The organism is Peribacillus sp. NJ11, from assembly GCF_030348405.1.
Lineage (GTDB): Bacteria > Bacillota > Bacilli > Bacillales > DSM-1321 > Peribacillus.
In genome coordinates, this window is the sequence record NZ_JAUCFO010000001.1 from 1,780,986 (window position 1) to 1,804,629 (window position 23,644).

Here is a 23,644-nt window from a genome sequence, read left to right on the forward strand (position 1 = left end):
TTAGGTAAGGGTGTCAATTGATTTCGTGGACGATTCTCTTCCAAAATAAAGGATATTTCTCTTCATTCGCTAAGATTCATATAATAAGGAAAAAAGCAGGCATGAATCGCTCGGTATAGGGGCGTTTTATTGACATGAGGTTGAATGGAGGTGTATCTTTAAATAGGTTAAAAAGCTTTTAAAATGTACATTTGGGGGGATTTTTTTGGCTATCTCAGAAGAAACTGGGCAGTTTCAGGGACTGGCTTCAGCTATACAAAAGGCGAAGGACTTGAATGATCAAGTTCTATTCAGTCATATTAAGAAAGTTAATTGCACGAACCCCCTTTCATTTTATCAAGCTGGAAGAGAACGGTACGCGGGTGAACGCTTTTTCTGGGAGGACCCTGCAAAGGAAATAACCATCACCGGCTTAGGCAATGTTAAGAAACTCAAAGCGGCATCGAATGCCGAACGTTATAGAGAAGTCGAAAAGAGCTGGATCAAACTGCAGAATACTGCTGTCAAAACAGGATTGACTGATGTAGAAGCGACCGGTCCTTTACTGTTTGGGGGCTTTTCTTTTGATTATGAAACTAACAGTACGCTCCTTTGGAATCAATTCGGGGACAACCTGTTTTATATACCTGCCTTCATGCTATCAATAGTGGGGAAACAAGCTTACTTAACGACAAACTTACTTTGTTCGCCTGATGATTCAGAAAAACTCTTCATAGATATGATAAATGAACGGGAAGCTTTCCTTTTCGAAAGCTTGGATGACACTGGATTGGGTCACAATTCCCTGGTTAAGCAGAGGGAAGTCAAACCTGACGAATGGAAACGGACGGTCGCTGAGGCTGTTCAGGAAATCAAGACGACAGATCTCGACAAAATCGTTTTGGCGAGGGAGCTTCGACTGGTTTTTGAGCGTTCCATCGATTCAGGGAAAGTGCTTGAACAATTGATTGCTGAGCAGCCATTAAGCTATATTTTCAGTTTGGAAGCTGGTGGTGACTGTTTTGTCGGTGCCACTCCTGAACGTTTAATTAAGAAACAGGGAAATGAAGTATTTTCTACCTGTCTTGCTGGATCGATGGGGCGAGGGAAAGATGAGGAAGAAGATGTTTGTCTTGGTGATGAATTGCTTCATGACCAAAAGAATTTACAAGAGCACCAATATGTCGTGTCGATGATATCGAATGCCTTTGATTCTGTATGCGAAAAGGTAATTGTTCCGGCCGAACCGAAACTTATGAAAAACCGTCATATCCAGCATTTATATACACCGGTCCGCGGAATATCCAAGGAAGGTGTCACGATTTTTGAATTCGTCGAGAAACTACATCCTACACCGGCTATGGGCGGACTTCCAAAAGAAAAGGCCGTTGTCCGAATCCGGGAAATGGAAGGTCTTGAACGCGGCTTTTATGCGGGTCCTTTAGGCTGGGTGGATACGTATGGAAATGGGGAATTCGCTGTAGGGATACGATCTGCGCTTATACAGAACAATGAGGCATCGCTTTTTGCTGGATGCGGCGTAGTTGAGGATTCGACTCCCGAAAGTGAATTCCGGGAAACGGGGATTAAATTCAATCCGATGTTAAGTGCTTTAGGAGGAAATCTTAATGAATGACCGAGATGCATTGACAGCATATGCTGCTTCATTTGTCGATGAGCTGGCACAAAATGAGATGAAGCATGTGGTGGTGAGCCCGGGTTCACGATCCACACCCCTAGCTTTGTTGCTAGTGGAACACCCTGATATCGAAGTTCATATTAATGTGGATGAGCGTTCGGCTGCTTTTTTTGCCCTTGGTTTGGCTAAGGCCTTAAAGGAACCTGTCGGACTTCTTTGTACGTCCGGTACAGCCGCTGCAAACTTTTATCCAGCCGTCATTGAGGCTTTTTATTCAAGGGTGCCGCTTATTGTACTTACCGCTGATCGTCCACATGAATTGCGTGATGTCGGCGCCCCACAGGCAATCGATCAGATTCATCTTTATGGTAGACAAGTAAAATGGTTTGTCGAAATGGCACTACCTGAAAGCACGGATGAGATGATGCGGTATGCAAGAACGGTCGGTGCAAGGGCAGTGGCTACAGCGGCAAGTGAACCTGCAGGGCCTGTACATTTGAATTTCCCGCTTCGTGAACCATTGATTCCGGATCTGGAGCAAGCAAAGGAGTATCGGCAAAATAAAATGACGCCTGCAGTGTTGATTGACAGTGGAGAACGGTCATTGTCCGCATCACAAATAGAAGCTGTTGCAACTACTTTGTCACAAGCTAAGCAAGGGTTGATTGTATGTGGCGAATTACCGCATCCAGAGATGAAGGAAGCCATCGTCGCATTAGCGGATAAACTTGCTTTTCCGGTACTCGCTGACCCTCTTTCCCAGTTAAGGAGCGGGAGTCACGGCAAAGACGTCATAATTGATGCGTACGATACGTTTCTGCGCGATGAAGCGGTAAAAGCGGCTTTCAAGCCGGAAGTGATATTGCGTTTCGGGACAATGCCTGTTTCTAAACCCTTATTGTTATTCATGAAAAAACAAAAACAGGCAACCACTTTGGTCGTCGATGGCGGTGCAGGTTGGCGTGAGCCAGCAGGATTGGCAACTAACATGATTTACAGCGAAGAGAAAGATTTCTGCAAGCGTGTTGTTGAAAATATTACTGAGGCCAATGATGATGAATGGCTTGGTTTATGGCAAACCGTCAACGGAGCGACGAAGAATGCCTTAGCCTCCATCAAGGATGAAGGGGAGTTAAGTGAAGGCAAGCTGTTCTCCCTGTTAGCTGATATGATGCCATCGGGATCCACTTTGTTTGTCGGGAATAGTATGCCCATACGTGATTTGGATACATTCTTTTTGAATAATGGAAAGGGAATCAAGACCTTTGCAAACCGAGGGGCGAATGGCATCGATGGTGTCGTTTCCACTGCGCTTGGCGTAAGTACGGTATCGAAAAATACCGTACTGGCAATCGGGGATTTAAGTTTTTTCCATGATATGAATGGCTTGCTTGCGGCTAAACTTCAAAAACAAAACATCACGATATTGTTGATCAATAATGATGGGGGCGGCATTTTCTCCTTCTTGCCACAGGCGAATGAGAGAGAACATTTCGAAACGCTATTCGGGACGCCTCACGGTCTTGATTTTTCCCATGCTGCCCAGCTTTACGGCGGTAAATACAGCAAGGTGCAAAATTGGGATGAGTTAAAGAAGGTATTTACAGAGTCATTTGAAATGCAAGGTCTGAAAATCATTGAAGTACCGACAGAAAGAGAGTCCAATTTACAAAAGCATCGAAATTTGTGGAGTTTTGTTTCCCAGGAAATAAAAATGGTGTTAGACAGGGAAATATCATGAATTTTGTCATCAAGGATGTCAATTATGCTGTTGAAATAACGGGAAATGGAGATCCTCTTGTTCTTTTGCACGGATTTACGGGAAATCGGGATACATGGAAATTCCTCATTCCGCTTTTGCGTGAGCGGTATACCTTGATCATGGTCGATATCATAGGTCATGGCATGTCTGCATCACCAGTTGATCATCGAAGGTATGAGATGGAGCGAGTGGCTGAAGATATCAAGGATATTTTGGATGCGTTACATTTCACGAAAGCCCATATCCTTGGATACTCGATGGGCGGAAGGCTTGGATTGGGATTTGCCTGTTTATATCCTGGGTATGTTGATACATTGATATTGGAAAGCGCTTCACCAGGCCTTTTAACAGAAGAGGAGCGGGAAATCCGAAGGCGAAATGATAGGAAGCTTGCCGAAAGGATTCTTGAAAATGGCATGGAAGCTTTTGTGGATCAATGGGAAAGCATCCCGTTGTTTGAAAGTCAAAAACGGCTGCCGGCCAAAACCAGGTCGGCCATCCGGGAACAGCGGATGGCAAATGTCCCTGCCGGCCTTTACAATAGCCTTCTCGGTATGGGGACCGGCAGTCAAGCTTCTTACTGGGAAGAACTGAAAACCCTTGATTTTCCTGTGCTCCTTGTAACCGGTGATTTCGATCCTAAGTTTTGTGAAATTGCTGCCTCGATGAAAAAAAAGCTGAAGCGGGCTGAATGGAAAATAATAAATGGTGCGGGACATGCGATTCATGTGGAAGATGGAGAAAAGTTTGGTAAAATAATAAGTGAGTTTTTAAAGAGAAATCGAAGGAGGAATTAAGATGACGATACAATGGGAAACAATACGTGAGTATGATGAAATTTTATATGAAAAATATAACGGGATTGCAAAAGTGTCCATCAACCGACCGCATGTACATAATGCATTCACGCCAAAAACGACTGCGGAAATGATTGATGCATTCGCAAGGGCGCGTGATGATTCCAGCATCGGTGTCATTATTTTAACGGGTGTAGGCGGCAAAGCATTCTGTTCAGGCGGAGACCAAAGTGTACGTGGGAATGGCGGATATGTAGGTGAAGATAACATTCCACGTCTAAACGTTCTTGATTTACAACGCTTGATTCGCGTCATTCCAAAACCAGTCGTAGCCATGGTCGCAGGTTATGCAATTGGTGGAGGTAATGTCTTGAATGTGGTTTGTGACTTAACGATTGCTGCTGACAATGCAGTCTTCGGACAAACTGGACCGAATGTTGGAAGCTTTGATGCTGGTTATGGTTCTGGCTACCTGGCACGTATCGTCGGTCATAAAAAGGCACGTGAAATCTGGTACCTATGCCGTCAATACAATGCCCAGGAAGCATTGGATATGGGATTGGTCAACACAGTCGTACCTTTAGACCAATTAGAAGCGGAAACGGTTAAATGGTGTGAAGAAATGCTTGAGAAGAGCCCAACGGCACTTCGTTTCTTGAAAGCGGCAATGAACGCTGATACTGATGGCCTTGCGGGTCTTCAACAATTGGCTGGTGACGCTACACTTTTATACTATACAACAGAAGAAGCAAAAGAAGGCCGCGATGCATTCAAAGAAAAACGCAATCCGGACTTTGGACAATTCCCTCGTTTCCCTTAATGAAACGCGTGAATCGATGAGACTGACAGCTTGGCGGATATTCGCCGGGCTGTTTTCTATATCCAAATGGAGGAGGCTAAGCAAACATGGCAGAAGAAAAGTTGCCGAACTGGCTGAAAAATCGGGCGCATCTTTCACCAGATCGTCCGGCAATTGAGTTTGAAGGTCATACGTATAGCTTTCTTGAACTGCATACATTATCGGAGAAGATGGCTGGCAAGCTTTCTAACATTGGTCTGAGGGCTGGCGATTCATGCGCGGTTTTACTCCGTAATCATATTGATGGTGTTGTCGCTATCCACGCACTATTTTATCTTGGTGTGAAGATTGTGATGCTGAATAATAAGTTAACGGCAAAAGAGTTGTCCTGGCAGATTGAAGATAGTGAGACCGTTTATCTGGTTTCGGAAGGTACCTTCACCGACAAACTCTCGGATATTGGCGGTATTCTCCCTGATTTAAACCTTCACTTAATGGAAGAATTGCCGGATGAGGGCAAGGCAGAGATACTTCAAGAGTTTTACCTTGAGGATACCGCTACGATCATGTATACATCAGGTACGACAGGAAATCCAAAAGGTGTGATCCAAACCTTCGGCAATCATTGGTGGAGTGCCGTCGGGTCGGTTCTGAACCTTGGATTGCATGAGGAGGATTCTTGGTATTGCGCGGTTCCGATCTTTCATATTAGCGGCTTATCCATCCTGATGAAAAATGTGATTTATGGCATGAAGGTCGTTTTGGCGGAACGGTTCGATGAACGGGAAGCAAACCGGAGCATTCAGGAAAATGGCGTGACGATCATTTCGGTCGTGACGGCGATGCTGAATAGGATGGTGCAGGATTTGAAGGGAACTGGCTATCCGGAAACCTTTCGCTGTTTCCTGTTGGGCGGCGGCCCTGCACCCGTTCATTTACTTGAATCATGTAAGGAGAAGGGGATTCCCGTCTATCAGTCTTATGGGATGACCGAAACGTCTTCACAGATTGTGACACTGGCACCGGAGTATAGTATGACAAAAATCGGATCAGCGGGAAAACCTTTATTCCCTTCGCAATTACGTATAGAGAAAGACGGCAATATGTGTGAACCGGGGGAAGCGGGTGAAATCGTGGTTTCAGGTCCAAATGTGACAAAAGGCTATTTCAATCGGATGGATGCTACACAGCAGGCCATTACCGATGGATGGCTTTATACTGGGGACCTTGGTTATCTCGATGAGGAAGGCTTTTTGTATGTGCTTGACCGACGCTCGGATTTAATCATATCCGGCGGTGAAAATGTCTATCCGGCCGAGATTGAAAATGTCCTTAGTAAGCATCCGGATGTATTCGAAGCGGGAGTGACGGGGACTGACGATGAAAAATGGGGACAGGTTCCACTCGCTTTTGTCGTTTTAAACCAAGGTGCAGAGCTTAGTGAGAGCGAACTGCTGGAGTATTGCAGGGAATCCTTGGCGGCCTATAAAATTCCCCGGAACGTGATTTTTTGCCAGGAGCTTCCGCGTAATGGCGCGAGCAAGCTTCTGAGAAGGGAACTGAAGAAGGGAATGGGGGAATGGCAATGATGTTATCCTCCATTTCACTAAAGCTCATTAAGGCCCCATTAAAGCGGCCATTTAAGACGCATCTCGAAACGGTAAGCGACCGGGAAGTGATAATTGTCGAAGCCATGGATGAAGATGGATTGATTGGATACGGGGAAGCGGTGCCATTTGCAAGTCCTTGGTATACCGAGGAAACGATCAAAACATGCTTTCATATGTTGGAGGACTTCTTAATACCGCTGACATTGGCAAGTCAGATCAAGCATCCTGATGAGCTGCCGAACTTATGGAGCGGAATCAGACGGAATGCGATGGCGAAGTCAGCTTTAGAGCAGGCAATTCTTGATCTATATGCGAAGCAGAAAGAAGTCTATCTCGGTCGGCTGTTTGGCGGCGAACGAAGTGAAGTGCCCGCTGGTGTTGTCGTTGCTTCCAATGATATTGAAGACGCGCTGCGCCAGATTGAGGATTTTTCCGGATCTGGTTATCAGCGATATAAGATAAAAATCAATCCTCAAAATGATCTGGAGTTTTTATCGGAAATCCGTCGGGCCTATCCCGATATTCCGCTAATGGCAGATGCCAATTCAGCGTACACTCTTGATGACATCCCACACCTTCAGAAGCTTGATGTGTTTAATCTGATGATGATTGAGCAGCCGCTGGGACATGACGACATTGTTGAGCATGCCATTTTACAGAAACAGCTGCAGACACCCATTTGCCTTGATGAAAGCATAAATTCCTTTCATGATGCCAAAAGTGCTCTGTCGCTCGGAAGCTGTGGGGTGATCAACATTAAGATGGCAAAAGTCGGCGGCTGGACGGAAGCTGTCAAAATACATGATCTATGCCTGGGAAATGATGTGCCCGTTTGGTGCGGGGGCATGATTGAATTTGGCATTTCACGTGCACATAATATCGCACTTGCCACATTAAAAGGGTTCACGATTCCCGGGGATATATCATCCTCATCCCGCTATTGGGAAGGGGACATAATCGATCCGGAAGTCATTGTCAAAAATGGCATGATCCAAGTCCCCGATAAAGCTGGGATCGGTTTTGCCATCAATGAAAAGCGGCTAAAGGATTTGACTACATATAGTAAACTGTACAGGTGAAAACATCAAAGGAGGTGAATGCCGCACCTCTTTTGAACTAATATTGCAAATCCAACCACATTTTATAATAATCCTCTATCTCGCTAGAAAGCTAATGTGCTTCATCCATTCGATATCACGGTATATGGAACTCACCAATTTAGTACTTCTTGGACAAAAACCCCACCCTTTTGGAAAATGATTTAATAGGATACTAACAAATATCAGTTTGTCGATATAAGGAGCTCTCACCCCCGAATCATGGTGTTAAAAGTTAACTCGGATACTCCTGCCGAATAACTGGCTAACCAAGACCCCGCCAGATGCCTGCGGCAGGAGGCTTGGCAGAGCGGAAAGGGAACGGATTTTTTCTGAAAACGACTGGAACTCTTTTTTATTTGTCAGCAGACTACAAATATATTTTTTCTCCAGTATTCCCTATTAAAAATGGAGTTTTAAAGAAGAAAAATCAGTTAAATGGCCCGATCAGTCATATTTTTTTTCGTAAAATGGGGCTTTGTCTATTTTTTCTTCACTGGATTATTTTGTATAATGAAATAAAAAGTATGCAACCAAGGGAAAGGGAGGGGAGAGTATATGAAAAGACCGTACCTTATTGCGGAAATTCTACTAAGAAGAGGCATGCCGGACTATGTCATTAAAGAAGTGACGGCATTGGCGGAGTGTGAACTGTTTCTTTTGAAGAGAAAGTGGGGCCTATATGATCGAAAGACGGGTGCGTAAAATGGATAAAAGATAAAAGGTAAAAGGGAACCGTTTCGGTTCTAGCTGGTCCCCATGCGTTTTAAGATTTTTGAAGCCGGTACCTATTGACTGGACGGCCGATGCTGCCGTACTGAACGTCAAGCTGAAGGACTTCTTCGCCATGCAAGTATTCAAGATAGCGCCTTGCAGTAACTCTGGCGATTCCAATCCCATCAGCCACTTCTTCCGCAGATAAAGATCCAGGCTGGGTCTTTATAAATTTCGTCACTTGCTCAAGAGTCGCGCCATTCAATCCTTTCGGAACATCATATTTCGGACTCGATTCAGAAGGTGTTTTGGTTTGAAAGAGAATTCGGTCAAGCTGATTTTGAGAGATTTGATGGTCAGGTTCAACCTCCATCCGAAAAGCAAAATATTGTTCAAGCGTATGTTTTAGCCTTTCGAATTTGAATGGCTTGATTAAATAGTCAAAAGCCCCGTTCTGAACCATTTTTCGGATCGTTTTCTGATCATTTGCCGCTGAAATGATGATGACATCCACATCAATTTGCTCTTTTCTTATTTGATAAAGTGTATCTACCCCGTTTAAAGATGGCATGAAGATGTCCAAAATCACAAGGTCGGGTTTAGACTCCCTGATTTTTTTTAGACCATCAAGCCCATTGGAAGCTGTATCAACTACTTTAAAGGCAGACAGGCGCTCGATGAACTGTTTGTTGACCTCTTGGACCATTGGGTCGTCTTCAATTAAAAGTACACGAATTTCATTAGTCATTTTGGTTCTCCTCTATATCGTGCATGGGAAAAGAAAGAAAAAAGCTTGTTCCTTCGTTAGGGCGTGTCGTGAATTTCATTTCGCCGTTCGCTTTTTTTACAATTTGGTCTATTAGGTAAAGACCAATTCCTGATCCTTCCGCACCTTTTGTTGTAAAACCATATTCGAATATATCTTTATGAATGTCCTCAGGAATACCGGGTCCATTATCCTCAAGCACGATTTGACAATTACGTTCATCCTGGTAGATGGATAGATAAACCTGTTTCGTTTCCTCTGAAAAATGCTTTAGTGCAGCGAATGAATTTTCGATCAGGTTTCCGATTATCAAAACAAAATCGTGATGATCCATATCAGCTGGGAAGTGGTCCAATTTCGTGTGCTTGTCCATGATTAGTTCGATTCCGAGTTCCCGTCCCAAGGAAATCTTGCTTAATATAAGCCCCACTAAATTATCATCGTGAATGTGCTTCGTTAAAAACCTGGTCAATTCCTCTTGCTCTTCCGTGATTTGAAAAATGTAATGCAGTGCTTCGTCCAGATTACCTAGCTGGATCAATCCAGCTATCGTATGAAGTTTGTTCATATGTTCATGGTTTTGGACGCGCAGGGCTTCAACGAAAGCTTTGACACTAGTCAACTCTTCAGCTAGCTTCGTCACATCGGTGCGATCCTGGAAAATGGCCACGGCACCGATCGTTTTATCCGCAATCTTTATCGGTACCCGGTTGCTTACAATATTCCTGTTTTGAACGGAGATTTCCTGATTGAAGATGGGAGATGTCCGGTCGAGCACTTCCGGGAGACGGGTATCATGTATAATATCATTGATATTCTTGCCTATGACCGCACCGTCAATATTGAATATTTGCTTAGCCTTTTCATTGAAAATCGTGATTGTCTGATTATTATCTATGGCGATGACCCCTTCATGCATGGCATTGAAAGCCGCCGTCCTTTCAACCAACATCCGTGAAATTTCATGTGGTTCAAGTTGAAAGGTCTCTTTTTTTATCCGTCTGGCCATGAGCCATGAGCCGCATACACCGAATAGGAGTGTAAGGACCAGGATAATCGCGATTTCGCCTTTCAGATCCTTGATTAATTCCGGTATCGTAGGCAGGATATTCCCAACCAGAACGACGCCGATTTGCTCTCTATCTCTATCAAGGATCGGGACAAAGGCGCGGACGGAAATGCCAAGTTCGCCAGCGGCCTTCGAAAGGTATTCGTGTTCGGCGAACGCAGCGCTTTCGTCGCTGCTGCCCGAGGGGGTTCCCAATTGGCTGAACACAGGGTGGGAATAACGTATATGCTGATTGTTGAGCACAACTATATAATTCGCTTGATGGATTTTCCTTAAATTTTCAATAATCGGATTGAGCTGCGTCCATCCTTCGGGCTCACGGACCAATTTTTGTACTTCAGGGAGTTCGGCAATGGTATGGGCGGTGATCATCGATCGTTTGCCAATTTCATCTTCCCTGACTGAAACGATATTTCCAAATATAAAAATCCCGCCTATAAGTATCGAAAAAGCGACGATTACGAATGATAGCAGGGTGATTTTAACTTGAATGGGCATATGAAAGGATTTATCCATTGTTTCTCCTCCATTACTTCTATACTTAATAGTAACAGAATTACTATCACTTTTCGCTATTTTTCGCGCATTGTATTACGACAGAAAAAAGGCTGTGATAGAATAGTGATAACGTTATGTGAGCGGTAAGGAGTTGTCGGTATGCGTGCATTATGGGGGTACTTCATATTAATTGGCTTGGGGCTGTCGATAGCAGTATATATATCGTTTCAATCGTTCTTTACAAGCTTCGGTTTCAATTTGCCGAAGGATGAGGAGCAGGTAGGGATGAAGGATCAAATCGTAATTAAGTTCAGTCATGTCGTAGCCGAAAATACACCTAAAGGGCTAGCTGCGAACCGGTTTGCCCAACTAGTCGATGAATATACAGATCATCGTGTCAAAATTGAAGTTTATCCTAATCAGTCATTATATAGTGATCTTGAAGAAATCGAAGCATTACAGGAAAACAAGGTGCAGATGATTGCTCCAACTACATCTAAAATTACGAGTATATCAAAAAAATGGATGCTATTGGACCTCCCTTACGTCTTTCCAACGGACGCTGCCTTGCAGGAAGCTTTGAATGGGGAAGTGGGGGAAGAGCTGCTTAAGCAGCTGAATACCATTGATATCGAGGGACTCGCATTTTGGTCGAATAACTATAAACAGATTACAAGCAGTAAACCGATACGGCACCCAAGTGATTTTGCAGGAAAGAATTTTAGAATCATGCCAAGTGCAGTCCTGGAAAGCCAATTTAAGCATTTTGGGGCGACTACATCTCAGCTGGAGTTTAATGATACGTTTAAAAGCCTTGAAATCAATGAAACGGATAGCCAGGAAAATACGATTTCGAATATCTATTCCAAGAAATTATATGAGGTGCAAAAATATTTAACGATCAGTGATCACGGCTATTTAGGGTATGTCGTCATGATAAACAAGCCATTTTGGAACAAACTCCCGTTGGATATTCAGCAGCAAATCCAACGGGCGATGGATGATACAACGAAATGGCTATGGAAGAAATCAACTGAATTGAATCAGGAACAGCTACGGGAAATTCAACAAAAATCGAATATAGACATCTATACACTGTCAGATGAAGAAAAGAAAGAATGGATGGAAGAGATGACCGTCATCTATCCGGAATTTGAATCAACGATTGGAACCGAATTGATGACGAAAATGGAAAAGATTCGTGAGAAGCATTTAAAGGAATAACGAAAGCGACTCTTTAGTCCGTTTAAAAGGACCAAAAAAAAGCGGACCCATAAGGACCCGCTTTTTTTTTGACTATTGCAATGCAGTTTGCAGTGTCTTTATATTTTTTTCCATTAAACTGAAGTAATCTTCGCCAGCTTCGATATCTTTATCCGTCAGAACGGAAAGGTTATGGAGCTCAAGTGATTTCGCTCCCATTTCCTTTTGGATGATCTCGGTTAGTTTAGAACTGATATTCTGCTCAAAGATGACGTAATTCAAGTTCTCTTCATCGGCCATGGTTACGATTTTCCCCAGTTCCTTTTGAGATGGTTCGTTTGAAGACGTTAGTCCTGTGACGCCAATCTGTTCAAGACCGTAGCGTTCCTCCCAATACCCATAAGCGGAATGGGAAACGATGATCTTATTGGTACGGCCCGACTCGATTGTTGTCGCGAATTTTTCATCAAGTGACTTCAGCTTTTCGGAAAGCTTGTTGAATTGACTGTTGAAATATTCTTCCTGTTCAGGCATTTTCTTCGTTAATTCGTCCTTGATGGTTTTGGCCATCTCAATGGAATAGATGGGATCTAACCATAAATGCGGATTGACGCCCCCATGGTCATGACCGTCTTCTTCATGGGCATGTTCATCTTCGTGTGCATGCTCTTCTTCATCAAGATGAACCGTTTCGCCTATCGCGACTGTGCCGACGCCTTCTTTGCTTAAAATTGGTTCAGCTTTGGTTACAAAGCCTTCAAGATGATAGCCAATGTAGAAAAATAGGTCTGACTCAGCCATTTTTACAATATCTTTTTGAGAGGGTTCAAATGAGTGTTCATCCGTTCCGGGTGGATAAACCGTTTCGACGTTCACGTACTCCCCACCAATGGCTTCCGTGAAGTATTGCAATGGGTAAACGGTCGTATATATATCTAAGGTATCCTTCTCTTTTTTAGTGGATTCTCCCTTTGAGTTGCCGCAGGCTGACAAAAATAGCGCAGTAACAAGGAAAAGTGAGAGCAATGCTCGATTTTTCATATGAAATGCTCCTTTATAATTCGTATTGATTACGATTTGAATTTTATGTGTAAAAACGAAATGATTACGATTTGACTTCTGTATAATACAAAAAATTGCAAAGGAAAGCAAGGGTTTTTTCTAACGGTCCTCACTTTTTTCTTTTTTTTCTGGAACAAGGTCAATGCCTCCTGGATGAAACGGATGACATTTAAGGATCCGGATGAGTGCTAACCAGCTTCCTTTTATGGGGCCGAAACGGTTGATCGCTTCCAAACCATAATGGGAACACGTTGGGTAAAAACGGCAGGTTGGCGGTTTTATTGGAGAAATGGCAACTTGGTAAAAACGGATGATTCCCATTAGTACTTTTTTCAACACGATGCTTTCATCTCTTTTCGAGTAAATTCACTACCCTCAATTATAGCATATTTTCTAAATTTCCAATAAGGCATAAGCATATTGGTAATCCGATAGATATAATGAGAATTAATTTTAAAGGATGAAATATATTGTTATTCAAGGTAAAATAGAGATGACATACAATTAAGGAGTGAATTAAATGCCTTCAGTTGAAAGCTTTGAATTAGATCATGACGCTGTTAAAGCCCCATATGTTAGACATTGCGGTGTCCATAAGGTAGGAACAGATGGTGTTGTTAATAAATTTGATATCCGTTTTTGCCAGCCGAATAAACAAGCGATGAAGCCGGATACGATCCATACACTGGAACATTTGCTTGCATTCAATATCCGTAAGCATTCTGAGCGTTACGATCATTTTGATATTATCGATATTTCGCCAATGGGCTGTCAAACAGGATATTACCTTGTTGTCAGCGGTGAGCCGACAGTAACGGAAATCATCGATGTTCTTGAAGATACATTCAAGGATGCCGTTACAATTACAGAAATTCCTGCTGCAAATGAAAAGCAATGCGGCCAAGCAAAATTGCATGATCTTGAAGGAGCTAAGAAATTAATGAATTTCTGGCTTACACAAGATAAAGAAGAACTTCATAAAGTTTTCGGTTAATGAAAAAGGTTCCCGTCATTTTTTGACAGGAACCTTTTTTATTTTTCGGATTCTTCCTTTTTCCGCTCATCCTCTGGCAAAGGGTCAATGGGATCCACTGTATGTTTGTAGCTGTAACCCTTTCCGATGGTTAGGACGGATAATGCCAATACAATCAGAATCACAATAATGGAGATAACTAAAACCGTAATCATACTTTACAGCCCCTAACGTTCACAATTTAGATTCATTTTAGCATAAGAATCGAAATAGATAATGTTTCAATTTTTGAATAGAGGGAATTATAAAGGTATAACCAACTTACGGAGGTAGATATTTATGGCTCAGAAAAAATTAGGAACTTTAGTGAATAAGGAAATTGCAAACTTCAGTGTTCTTTATACGAAAATTCATAATTACCACTGGTTCGTGAATGGACCGCACTTCTTTGAACTTCACCAAAAATTGGAAGAGCTATATAAAGAAGTGACAACCAATTATGACGAATTGGCTGAAAGACTATTGGCCATTGGTGAAAAACCGGTCGCTACCCTTAAAGAATACTTGGAATTAACCACGATTGAAGAAGCGACAGGGAACGAAAATACAGAAGATATGGTTCAAAGTGTCATCAGTGATTTTGAGAAGCTTTCCCAAGAGTTCTCGGAAATTATCGAAGTTGCGGAACAAGAAGATCCGGTTACGGCTGATATGCTGACAGGCATGAAGAAAAGCTTAAACAAACATGCTTGGATGTTGCGTGCGTATTTAGGACGTTAAGGTTTAAGGAAAAGCTCTACTTCGGTAGGGTTTTTTTTTGGAGGAAAAAAACTAAAACAACAAAAAGGCATCCATCAAGAGAGGGACACCTGACAAGTATGTATTAATGAATATTCCGTGGCGGAAAATGTGTAGGTTTCGTGTCGTTCATGCTATTTTGTGCGAACTTCCCTTTTAAAGTTTCAATAATGTAAAGGCCCATTAGATTGGTTAGTTCCTGATCATCCATCTCTTGAAGCAATTCGAAAATTTCCTTACGATCCAGTTGTTCCAGAACGGCAAAAGTAAGCATATCAATATCTTCTTCATCACCAGTCATCTTATTGCGGTACATATTGTATAATTCTTCAATTAACTTCAAAACTCTCACCTCACATTTATTAGAAATCCGTTATCTCTTTATATGTAGGTTATCAAAAAAACCTCTGGGTGCATATAAAAATCTGAAGGGATGCTTGGGCTTATTATATGTTTTACCCTTTGAAAGATACTTTAATCTATTATTTAACATCTTTGTTCTTCTTTAAGCAAAATTTTCCATTGTATGAAGTGGGGAATTACGTGAAAAAATAAGCGTAGGATTTATGGAAAGGGTGGATGAATGTGTCTGAAAACAGGAAAAAGTATTACATTTGGCTTCCGAATGGGCAGATAACACAAGATAGGGAAAGTTCTCCATGGAATTTCGAAATCGAGGCTACTGATAATGAAGTCATCAAGTTACGTGAGTTATTTGATTATAATTATTCTGTAGGGGAAGAAAACTTTTACCGGGCACATGTCCCATACCTACAATATCATTATGACCGGGAAAATGATAAACAGGACATCACACTCCAAAAAATTTACGAGATGATTTATGCACTAGGTACTGAAGAAGGAAGACGGCATATAGAAAGTATGGGGATTTTACAGGCAAAACCAACAGACGATGGCCTCGAATATTGAGGTGCCATCGTTTTTTTGATGTGATGGAGATTCTTGCTGGATTATAATGAAAGATGGATCCAATAAAAATCAGCATTATTTCTTACATGGAGAGAAGGGGAAAAATGAAACGCTTTTTTGATAAGAACGGATATAAGGTGGAATACTCCGAGGATCCTGTTTTTGGAGAGTCCTGGCATGTTTTTGTGCTAAGCAGGTATAAGGGAACGTGGGTATTGACCAAACACAGAGAGCGGGGATTGGAGTTCCCGGGAGGTAAGCGGGAAGCAGGGGAGTCGATAGAACAAACAGCCATACGGGAAGTGTATGAAGAAACAGGGGGTTTAGTGGGGGAGCTGCAATTTTTGGGACAATATAAAGTGCATGACCCAGTTAAGCCATTCGTTAAATCGATATACTATGCTTCTTTGCGTGAGGTCGAAAAGAAGGAAGATTACCTGGAAACGGACGGCCCGATCTTTTTGGAAGCATTTCCGGATGTACTGGGTGAGGAGTTTAGTTTCATCATGAAAGATCAGATTGTGCCGTTGAGCTTATCAAGGCTGGATGGCAGTATATAACTGAGAAACGAGTAGATGGGGCAAATTTACGGATATTGGACAATTCATAGGTAAAAACATCAAATTCACGAATTAAGGCTCGTATTCACGAGTAAACGCACCAAACTCACGAGTAAAGCACCAAACTCGACTCACGAGTAAATCGCGCAAACTCACGAGTAAACCGCGCAAATTCACGAGTAAACGCACCTAATTCACGAGTAAATCGCCGAAACTCACGAGTAAACGCACCAAACTCACGAATAAACCGCGCAAACTCACGAGTAAAGCACCTAACTCACGAGTAAATCACGCAAACTCACGAGTAAAGCACCTAATTCACGAGTAAATCGCGCAAACTCACGAGTAAACGCACCTAATTCACGAGTAAATCGCCGAAACTCACGAGTAAACGCATCAAACTCACGAATAAACGCACCTAATTCACGAGTAAAGCACCAAACTCACGAGTAAACGCACCAAACTCACGAGTAAATCACGCAAACTCACGAGTAAAGCACCTAATTCACGAGTAAATCGCCGAAACTCACGAGTAAAGCACCAAACTCACGAGTAAAGCACCTAATTCACGAGTAAATCGCCGAAACTCACGAGTAAAAGCACCTAATTCACGAGTAAACCGCGCAAACTCACGAGTAAACGCACCAAATTCACGAGTAAATCGCGCAAACTCACGAGTAAACGCACCAAACTCACGAATAAATCGCGCAAACTCACGAGTAAACGCACCTAATTCACGAGTAAATCGCCGGAATTCAATAAATTCCTGACATGAATGAAAAACTGCCGAGGGTTATCGGCAGTTTGGTTAGTCTTTGATTAGTTTTCGCTCGAGCAGTTCGACAAGTTGATACATGATGGTGGCAAAGACGGCGATGATCATCAAGGCAAGCATGACGAGGGTGAAGTTGAAGACTTGAAAGCCATAAATGATCAGGTAGCCCAATCCTTTCGCCGAGACAAGGAATTCTCCGACGATGACGCCGACCCAGGAGAGTCCGACATTCACTTTCAATGTCGAGATGATCGTTGGGAATGAGGCGGGTAATATGGCTTCCCGAAAAGCTTGTGTTCTTGTGGCTCCAAAAGTTTGGAGCACCTTCAGGTAGTTCGGGTCCACTTCGCGAAATGCGGTGTAGACGACGATGGTGGTGATGATGATGGAGATGATTGCCCCCATCGAGATGATGGAAGGGAAGCCAGGGCCGAATGCTACGATGATGATGGGGCCGAGTGCCACTTTCGGCATGGCATTTAAAATGACGAGATAGGGGTCAAGTGTTTTTGATAATCTTGGCGACCACCAGAGCAGTGATGCCAGGACCGTTCCAAGAAAAGTCCCTATGATGAAGCCGAGGACGGTCTCGAATAGCGTCACTCCGGAATGGGAAAGCAGCGTTCCATCACTCAATTTCTGTATGAAAAGGTGCCACACTTTAGTTGGGGAGCTGAAGATGAGCGGGTCAATCCATTCCATTCTGGAAAACAGTTCCCAACTGCTGAAAAAAACAATGAAAATCAGGATCTGATAAAAGCGAATGAGCCTGTTTTCCTTTTTTAATGAGGTTTTATATTGGTTATGAAGTTGTTCAATATTCAAGGCTCTCAAGCTCCTTCCAGATCGTTTGGAATAGCATCGGATACTGTGGATGGTTGCGTGCATGGAAAGGCGTCAGTTCACGCAGTTCATCGGGAACATCTAAAGTTTTGTACACGCTACCCGGGTTCGCGGAAAACAGATAAATGCGGTCACTCATTGCAATGGCTTCACCGATATCATGGGTGACGAGCACGGCTGTCTTTCCGAAGGATTTCAAGGTTTCAAAAACAAGGTCTTCCAGCTTCAGCTTCGTTTGGTAATCAAGGGCCGAGAAGGGTTCGTCAAGCAAAAGGATTTTTGGATCGACCGCCAGTGTCCGTGCCAGTGCAGCCCTTTGCCTCATTCCGCCTGAGAGTTCGCGCGGATATAATTTTCCGGTGCCTCCCAATCCAACGTCACTTAATAGTTTCAGCGTCTTTATTCTCTCAAGGCCTTCATCCTTTTTAATCAGTTTCAATCCTAATAAAACATTTTCTTCTATCGTCTTCCATGGAAATAGATAATCCTGCTGCAGCATATAGCCGATTGAAAGGTCACTGTTGGCCTTCAGAGGTTTGTTTTCGAGCAGGATCTTTCCCGCAGTGGGCGGAAATAGCCCGGCGATGATGGAAAGCAGGGTGGTCTTTCCGCAGCCGCTGGGACCTAGAAAAGAGACGAATTCACCTTTTTCAATGTCGAGGGAAATGTCCGCGAGTGCGGTCGCTGCCGTCTGATTTGAAAAATAAGTATGGTGAATGTCTTGGATTTTTAAAAAGCTCATCGGACATCCTCCTTACCTTTAGCTATGCTATTTTGTGACTTCTTCAGCAAAATCGGTATTGACCAGCTCATCATGGCTTATACGTGAAGGCAGCTCTCCTGCTTCATCCATGATGTTTTGCAGATTGTTCCATTCTTCTTCATCAAGAATGGGGTCGGTGGCAAAGGATCCTTGTTCTTTGTAGCGGTTGATGACTGTTTCCATCGTCTCGATATTGGTATCTTCAAAATATGGCTGAATGACTTTGGCAATTTCGGCAGCGTCATTTTCCTGAACCCAATCCTGTGCTTTCTTCAATGCCTTCGTGAATTTCTCGACAGTCTCTTTGTCTTCTTTCAAATAGCTTTCCTTAGCCATATAAACCGTATAGGGAAGATGCCCGGACTCGGTGCCGAAAGAAGCGACGATATAGCCTTTTCCTTCTTTTTCAAACACGCTGGCTGTTGGTTCGAACAGTTGAACAAAATCGCCTGTTCCGGAAGCGAAGGCAGTTGCTACATTCGCAAAATCAATATTCTGGATGAGATTCAAATCTTCTTTCGGGTCTATGTTATGTTTTTTCAATACGAACTCGCCGGCCATTTGCGGCATCCCGCCTTTTCGCTGGCCTAGGAATGTAGAGTTTTTCAGCATATCCCATTTGAAGTTGTCGATTTTTTCACGTGAAACAAGAAACGTTCCATCCGTCTGTGTTAATTGGGCAAAGTTGATGACGGGATCGTTCGAACCTTGTGCCTGAACATAGATCGATGTTTCAGAGCCAACGAGAGCGATATCCGCACCATCGGACAGAAGCGTGGTCATCGTCTTGTCGCCGCCTGCCGTCGTTTTCAAATCTATGCTTAGGCCCTCGTCTTTAAAAAATCCCTTTTCAATCGCTACATATTGCGGTGTATAGAAAAGGGAGCGGGTAACTTCGGCCACCCTGACCTTCGTTGTTTCCTGGCCCTTGTTGCCACATGCTCCGAGCGGGATCACCAGCACACACAGAAGTAAAAATATGACACCTGCTTTACACCATTTTTTCAAAATTCCTTCCTCCTTGATAAATAGGTATTTTGCCTACCTTATCGTATGAATGGAAGAAAAAAATGTGAATGCCTCTTAGGGGATAAAAACAAGCGGATGTTTTACAATAAGATTAAAGAGAAAGGAGAGTGGAAATTGGAGAACGGGACGATTATTTCAAAACGGCGGTTTCCCTCACCGCATCCACAAATCCATCTTTATTCAGTTACATACATATCACAAGGCCTGAAAGTAAGGGGGTTACTGGCTGAACCGGTTGATGGTGAAATTCACGATGCCTTCTTATATTTACGCGGCGGGATTAAAAATGTCGGCAAGGTCAGGCCCGCAAGGATTGTGCAGTATGCCGTAGAAGGTTTTATCGTTTTTGCCCCTTTTTACCGTGGAAATCAAGGCGGAGAGGGAGATGAGGATTTTGGGGGAGAAGATAGGTTCGACGCGATATCAGGATTCAATCTTCTTGAACAGCACCCCCGAGTGAACAAGGACCACATTCATATCCTCGGATTTTCCCGTGGCGGCATCATGGCGCTTTGGACTGGGATATACTGCAAGAATGCAGCGTCGATCGTCACATGGGGAGGTGTGTCGGATATGTTTTTAACATATGTCGAACGTGTCGATATGCGTCGGATGATGAAGCGGGTCATCGGCGGAACACCAAAAAAATGCCCTGATCAATATGAATACCGTACACCATTGTTTGCGATTGAAGATTTGAATATACCCATTCTGATCATTCATGGTGAAAAAGATGACAATGTCGCCATTGAACACGCGTACAGGTTGGAGAAAAGGTTGAAAATGCATGACAAAGAGGTCGAAAGCTGGTATTTTCCTCAATTCACGCATTACTTCCCACCGGCCGTTAACAGAAAAGTAGTCGAAGATTTAACAACTTGGATGAAAAATAAAACCGAATAATGATAGAATGAAGTATATTCTAAGTATATTGGCAAGAGGAGGAGATACAACATGGGCATGCCTATGGAACTCAATACTATGATCGTTACAAAAGGGAATGAAACCCGAGAAGAAGAAAATATCTTTCGGCTATCGAAAGCAGGTTACCGGTTATACCCTATCGATATCCCAATCGATGTCCGCAAAACGATTCAATCTGACTCAAGCGGAACAGCCGTTATCCAAAAAATTGAATGGACCAGTGAAAAGACCATCATTACGTACCAACTTCTATCACTGAACTCAACTAACTAAATAGACAAGCGCTTGCCGGGATTTCACTGCAAGCGCTTTTTTTGGTTGGGTTGCCAGAATTCGACCTCCGCGCTGATAAATCGACCTCCGCGCTGATAAATCGACCTACACCCAAATAAATCGACCTCCGTACCAATAAATCGACCTCCACGCCGATAATTCGACCGTCGTCATTCGCCACACTGCAAAATTCCAATTGATATTCAATATTCGAAATGAATGATACTGAAAGAATGATAAAATGGATTAAAAAGCATGAGGTGGGGTGATTTGATGATTTTGGTGAGTTCTTGTTTAGCAGGTCTTGAGGTGAGATACAACGGTACACACAGCCTGGACGATAAAATTATGGAATTAATGAGGGAGAAAAAGGCTGTAGCGGTTTGTCCTGAGTTGCTTGGCGGTTTTTCGACACCTAGGGAACCTGCTGAGATAATTGGCGGTGATGGTGGGGATGTCCTTAATGGAAAAGCGAAGGTAATTGAAAAGTCGGGTCGGGATGTAACGGAGTTGTACATAGAAGGAGCCAATCTTACATTATTGAAAGCCCAGGAGGTTGGAGCGACGCTTGTCGTTTTAAAAGAAAATAGTCCATCCTGTGGAAGTGCGACGATTTATAATGGTGAATTCAAGGGGGAGAGGAGGGTCGGGAATGGAGTGACCGCGGCTTTGCTTAAACGCCATGGATTCACGGTTACATCAGAGGAAGGGTTAGTCGATTATCTGGACGAAAAATGATTTAGATAGTGCTTTTGAAAGAAGGGGAATACATGGAGGATATCAATCTCTATACTTTGCTATTTTTAATTATTGCGGGTTTTATTGCTGCATTCATCGATTCCGTTGTGGGCGGAGGCGGCTTAATTTCCATTCCGGCTTTATTGTTCACGGGGATTTCGCCTTCTGCGGCACTTGCGACTAATAAGCTTGCGGGTACAATGGGATCTTTAACGAGTACGATTTCATTCATTCGGGCTGGCAAAGTGAATTTCAAATTCGTCATCAAGCTGTTTCCGATTACTGTGATTGGAGCGGCATTAGGGGCTTTTGTTGTACATTTCGTTTCCGCTGAAATATTAAAGCCCCTCATTTTGATCTTGTTGGTCATTGTTGCGATTTATACGATGGTAAAAAAGGATTGGGGTAAAGATGCAAGGTATAAAGGACTGACAAGGAAGAAAATGTTACTTCTGATTGCCATAATTTTTGCCATTGGTTTTTATGATGGTTTTCTTGGACCAGGGACAGGCTCCTTTTTATTATTTTCATTTTTGATCATTGGATTTGATTTTGTCCAGGCAGCTGGGAATGCAAGAATATTGAACTTTGGAAGCAATATAGCCGCACTTATCATTTTCTTATCGATGGGGACCGTCAATTTTGCCTATGGAATTCCGATGGGTCTTGCAATGGTCGCAGGAGCATTGGTCGGAACGAACTTCGCAATTAAGAAAGGTGCTTCCTATGTACGTTTATTATTCATTTGCGTCACGATTTTACTGATTGGAAAAAATGTCTTGAATTATTTTCATGTGTTTTGATGATATAAAAAATGGCCGGAGATACAAATTTGTATCTCCGGCCATTTTTGAATTCATTTTGTGTAATTCAAGTCCCAGTGAACGCCAAATTGATCCTTGACTTTACCATACTTGGCCCCCCAAAAGGTATCTTGCAGTTCCATTAAGGATAATCCTTTTTCACAGATGGCATCATATAAATACTGGATTTCCGAGTCGCTTTCACATTCGAGGACCAACGATACATTATTCCCGACTTGAAGGGGATTGCCTGGAAACGTATCAGATACCATGATCAACATATCGCCTTTTTTGATTTTGGCATGCAAAACAAGGTCATTCGCTTCTTCAGGTGTTGGGAAATCAGCTTCACCGTAAGTTTGCAGGTCGATAATCTCTGCTTGGAATACCTCTGCATAAAAGGCTAATGCGTCCTTTGCTTGACCATCGAACATTAAATAGGGGGTAACCTGATTTTTCATATGGATCCTCCTTCTTGTACATGACTATCATTTCGACAGAGATATCTTATCCCCCTTTATTTCATCACAGGGAATATGATTTGTGTGTTTTTTATTATAAAAATTTGCCTGACGAACGTTCGTTAGGGTATGATGGGTTTATCAGAAATACAAAAAAGAATATTCGGCAATGAAAGGTGAACCTTATTATGAAAAGCGATGAAATAAAAAAAGCGGCACTCAAATATTTTACAATTCATGGGTATGAGGGGACTTCACTCTCACAAATTGCGGAAGAAGTCGGAATAAGGAAACAATCCATTTATTCTCACTTTAAAGGGAAGGACGATCTGTTTTTATCTGTCCTTAAGGATGCCAAGGAAATGGAGCTTTCGTCTTATGTGGAGTATTTCAAAATGATGCGCAACAGTGACCCGGAAGAGACGCTATACGGATTTTTGGAAGAAATGATCAAGATGTTCCAGGAGGTAGAAAGTTTGAAGTTCTGGCTTCGCATGGGATTCTTTCCGCCAACACATCTATACAATGAAATACAGAAGGAGACTGATGATCTTCAGGTTCAACAGGAAGCCTTAATGGAAGAGATATTCCGATCATGGGTATCAGAGGGGGCTTTAAACACAGGGAATGCGCGGACCCTGACATTGGCGTATTCAGGTGTCATCGTGGCCATTATGGTTGAACTGGTTTATGCCGATAATCGAGAGCGGGTGGCGGAAAAACTTGCAGCGTCATGGTCCATTTTTTGGAGAGGTATTTCAAAGTAAGGTCGAATAGCA

27 protein-coding genes are annotated in these 23,644 nt (G+C 42.9%); 17 read left to right on the forward strand and 10 right to left on the reverse strand.

Going from position 1 to position 23,644, the window contains the following annotated elements; genetic code table 11:
• Window positions 1-205 precede the first annotated feature (205 nt).
• From QUF86_RS08830 to QUF86_RS08860, 7 genes are all read left to right on the forward strand, one after another.
• Complete coding sequence (locus QUF86_RS08830; protein ID WP_289314636.1) at window positions 206-1,615, forward strand: isochorismate synthase; 1,410 nt, start codon at window positions 206-208, stop codon at window positions 1,613-1,615.
• Window positions 1,608-3,359: a 2-succinyl-5-enolpyruvyl-6-hydroxy-3-cyclohexene-1-carboxylic-acid synthase gene (gene menD / locus QUF86_RS08835; RefSeq protein ID WP_289334066.1), complete on the forward strand. Its 1,752-nt coding sequence runs from the start codon at window positions 1,608-1,610 to the stop codon at window positions 3,357-3,359. The genes QUF86_RS08830 and menD overlap by 8 nt, the downstream gene beginning before the upstream one ends.
• Window positions 3,356-4,177: a 2-succinyl-6-hydroxy-2,4-cyclohexadiene-1-carboxylate synthase gene (gene menH / locus QUF86_RS08840; protein ID WP_289334067.1), complete on the forward strand. Its 822-nt coding sequence runs from the start codon at window positions 3,356-3,358 to the stop codon at window positions 4,175-4,177. The genes menD and menH overlap by 4 nt, the downstream gene beginning before the upstream one ends.
• Before the next feature lies 1 nt (window position 4,178).
• The gene (menB, locus tag QUF86_RS08845) at window positions 4,179-4,997 is read left to right on the forward strand and encodes a 1,4-dihydroxy-2-naphthoyl-CoA synthase (protein ID WP_289314639.1); all 819 of its coding nucleotides are present in this window, start codon (window positions 4,179-4,181) and stop codon (window positions 4,995-4,997) included.
• Window positions 4,998-5,083: 86 nt separating this feature from the next.
• Window positions 5,084-6,565 carry an o-succinylbenzoate--CoA ligase gene (locus QUF86_RS08850; protein WP_289314640.1) on the forward strand — a complete coding sequence of 494 codons (1,482 nt, stop codon included), beginning with the start codon at window positions 5,084-5,086 and terminating at the stop codon, window positions 6,563-6,565.
• Window positions 6,562-7,665, forward strand: a complete 1,104-nt coding sequence (gene menC, locus QUF86_RS08855; protein ID WP_289334068.1) for an o-succinylbenzoate synthase — start codon at window positions 6,562-6,564, stop codon at window positions 7,663-7,665. Before QUF86_RS08850 ends, menC begins: the two co-directional genes overlap by 4 nt.
• A gap of 576 nt (window positions 7,666-8,241) precedes the next feature.
• The gene (locus QUF86_RS08860; RefSeq protein ID WP_289314641.1) at window positions 8,242-8,388 is read left to right on the forward strand and encodes a hypothetical protein; all 147 of its coding nucleotides are present in this window, start codon (window positions 8,242-8,244) and stop codon (window positions 8,386-8,388) included.
• A gap of 61 nt (window positions 8,389-8,449) precedes the next feature.
• On the opposite strand, the gene QUF86_RS08865 is transcribed toward QUF86_RS08860, so the two are convergent.
• Together QUF86_RS08865 and QUF86_RS08870 are read right to left on the reverse strand one after the other, a co-directional pair.
• Window positions 8,450-9,145, reverse strand: a complete 696-nt coding sequence (locus tag QUF86_RS08865; RefSeq protein ID WP_289334069.1) for a response regulator — start codon at window positions 9,143-9,145, stop codon at window positions 8,450-8,452.
• Window positions 9,138-10,748: an ATP-binding protein gene (locus QUF86_RS08870; protein WP_289334070.1), complete on the reverse strand. Its 1,611-nt coding sequence runs from the start codon at window positions 10,746-10,748 to the stop codon at window positions 9,138-9,140. The genes QUF86_RS08865 and QUF86_RS08870 overlap by 8 nt, the downstream gene beginning before the upstream one ends.
• Window positions 10,749-10,889: 141 nt before the next feature.
• On the opposite strand from QUF86_RS08870, the gene QUF86_RS08875 reads away from it, so the two are divergent.
• Entirely contained in the window at window positions 10,890-11,954 is a 1,065-nt protein-coding gene (locus QUF86_RS08875) for a DctP family TRAP transporter solute-binding subunit (RefSeq protein ID WP_289334071.1), read from the forward strand.
• A 72-nt stretch (window positions 11,955-12,026) separates the two neighbouring features.
• Here the strand turns inward: QUF86_RS08875 and QUF86_RS08880 are convergent, their stop codons facing one another.
• Both QUF86_RS08880 and yidD read right to left on the reverse strand, forming a co-directional pair.
• Complete coding sequence (locus tag QUF86_RS08880) at window positions 12,027-12,974, reverse strand: metal ABC transporter solute-binding protein, Zn/Mn family (RefSeq protein WP_289334072.1); 948 nt, start codon at window positions 12,972-12,974, stop codon at window positions 12,027-12,029.
• Window positions 12,975-13,094: 120 nt separating this feature from the next.
• Window positions 13,095-13,316 (reverse strand): membrane protein insertion efficiency factor YidD, encoded by a 222-nt coding sequence (yidD, locus tag QUF86_RS08885; protein ID WP_483313949.1) that lies wholly within the window; start codon window positions 13,314-13,316, stop codon window positions 13,095-13,097.
• A 199-nt stretch (window positions 13,317-13,515) separates the two neighbouring features.
• On the opposite strand from yidD, the gene QUF86_RS08890 reads away from it, so the two are divergent.
• Entirely contained in the window at window positions 13,516-13,989 is a 474-nt protein-coding gene (locus QUF86_RS08890) for an S-ribosylhomocysteine lyase (protein WP_289314647.1), read from the forward strand.
• A gap of 38 nt (window positions 13,990-14,027) precedes the next feature.
• Here the strand turns inward: QUF86_RS08890 and ytzI are convergent, their stop codons facing one another.
• Window positions 14,028-14,183 carry a YtzI protein gene (gene ytzI, locus QUF86_RS08895; protein ID WP_289334074.1) on the reverse strand — a complete coding sequence of 52 codons (156 nt, stop codon included), beginning with the start codon at window positions 14,181-14,183 and terminating at the stop codon, window positions 14,028-14,030.
• A 124-nt stretch (window positions 14,184-14,307) separates the two neighbouring features.
• On the opposite strand from ytzI, the gene QUF86_RS08900 reads away from it, so the two are divergent.
• On the forward strand, window positions 14,308-14,748 hold the full coding sequence (locus tag QUF86_RS08900; protein ID WP_289334075.1) for a Dps family protein: 441 nt from the start codon (window positions 14,308-14,310) through the stop codon (window positions 14,746-14,748).
• Between the two features lie 103 nt (window positions 14,749-14,851).
• Here the strand turns inward: QUF86_RS08900 and QUF86_RS08905 are convergent, their stop codons facing one another.
• On the reverse strand, window positions 14,852-15,118 hold the full coding sequence (locus tag QUF86_RS08905; RefSeq protein ID WP_370016622.1) for a DUF6154 family protein: 267 nt from the start codon (window positions 15,116-15,118) through the stop codon (window positions 14,852-14,854).
• A gap of 227 nt (window positions 15,119-15,345) precedes the next feature.
• Here QUF86_RS08905 and QUF86_RS08910 point away from each other — a divergent pair, with 227 nt between their 5' ends.
• Together QUF86_RS08910 and ytkD are read left to right on the forward strand one after the other, a co-directional pair.
• On the forward strand, window positions 15,346-15,696 hold the full coding sequence (locus tag QUF86_RS08910; protein WP_289314650.1) for a hydrolase: 351 nt from the start codon (window positions 15,346-15,348) through the stop codon (window positions 15,694-15,696).
• A gap of 104 nt (window positions 15,697-15,800) precedes the next feature.
• On the forward strand, window positions 15,801-16,256 hold the full coding sequence (gene ytkD, locus QUF86_RS08915) for an RNA deprotection pyrophosphohydrolase (protein ID WP_289314651.1): 456 nt from the start codon (window positions 15,801-15,803) through the stop codon (window positions 16,254-16,256).
• 808 nt (window positions 16,257-17,064) lie between these two features.
• On the opposite strand, the gene QUF86_RS08920 is transcribed toward ytkD, so the two are convergent.
• From QUF86_RS08920 to QUF86_RS08930, 3 genes are read right to left on the reverse strand one after another with little or no spacing between them, the layout of a single operon-like run.
• Entirely contained in the window at window positions 17,065-17,856 is a 792-nt protein-coding gene (locus tag QUF86_RS08920) for an ABC transporter permease (RefSeq protein WP_289314653.1), read from the reverse strand.
• Window positions 17,846-18,616 (reverse strand): ABC transporter ATP-binding protein, encoded by a 771-nt coding sequence (locus QUF86_RS08925; RefSeq protein ID WP_289314654.1) that lies wholly within the window; start codon window positions 18,614-18,616, stop codon window positions 17,846-17,848. Before QUF86_RS08925 ends, QUF86_RS08920 begins: the two co-directional genes overlap by 11 nt.
• Window positions 18,617-18,643: 27 nt before the next feature.
• Window positions 18,644-19,645, reverse strand: a complete 1,002-nt coding sequence (locus QUF86_RS08930; RefSeq protein WP_289334076.1) for an ABC transporter substrate-binding protein — start codon at window positions 19,643-19,645, stop codon at window positions 18,644-18,646.
• A 135-nt stretch (window positions 19,646-19,780) separates the two neighbouring features.
• Between QUF86_RS08930 and QUF86_RS08935 the strand changes: the two genes are divergently transcribed.
• The 4 genes from QUF86_RS08935 to QUF86_RS08950 all read left to right on the forward strand — a co-directional run bounded on the left by QUF86_RS08935 (window position 19,781) and on the right by QUF86_RS08950 (window position 22,404).
• Window positions 19,781-20,569 carry an alpha/beta hydrolase family protein gene (locus tag QUF86_RS08935; RefSeq protein ID WP_289334077.1) on the forward strand — a complete coding sequence of 263 codons (789 nt, stop codon included), beginning with the start codon at window positions 19,781-19,783 and terminating at the stop codon, window positions 20,567-20,569.
• A gap of 51 nt (window positions 20,570-20,620) precedes the next feature.
• Window positions 20,621-20,863 (forward strand): DUF2584 domain-containing protein, encoded by a 243-nt coding sequence (locus tag QUF86_RS08940; protein WP_101225571.1) that lies wholly within the window; start codon window positions 20,621-20,623, stop codon window positions 20,861-20,863.
• Window positions 20,864-21,136: 273 nt separating this feature from the next.
• Window positions 21,137-21,601: a 2-thiouracil desulfurase family protein gene (locus QUF86_RS08945; RefSeq protein WP_289334078.1), complete on the forward strand. Its 465-nt coding sequence runs from the start codon at window positions 21,137-21,139 to the stop codon at window positions 21,599-21,601.
• A 32-nt stretch (window positions 21,602-21,633) separates the two neighbouring features.
• Window positions 21,634-22,404 (forward strand): TSUP family transporter, encoded by a 771-nt coding sequence (locus QUF86_RS08950; protein ID WP_289314657.1) that lies wholly within the window; start codon window positions 21,634-21,636, stop codon window positions 22,402-22,404.
• Between the two features lie 53 nt (window positions 22,405-22,457).
• On the opposite strand, the gene QUF86_RS08955 is transcribed toward QUF86_RS08950, so the two are convergent.
• Complete coding sequence (locus tag QUF86_RS08955) at window positions 22,458-22,865, reverse strand: VOC family protein (protein WP_289314658.1); 408 nt, start codon at window positions 22,863-22,865, stop codon at window positions 22,458-22,460.
• Window positions 22,866-23,053: 188 nt separating this feature from the next.
• Between QUF86_RS08955 and QUF86_RS08960 the strand changes: the two genes are divergently transcribed.
• On the forward strand, window positions 23,054-23,632 hold the full coding sequence (locus QUF86_RS08960) for a TetR/AcrR family transcriptional regulator (RefSeq protein WP_289334079.1): 579 nt from the start codon (window positions 23,054-23,056) through the stop codon (window positions 23,630-23,632).
• The last annotated feature ends 12 nt before the right edge of the window (window positions 23,633-23,644 follow it).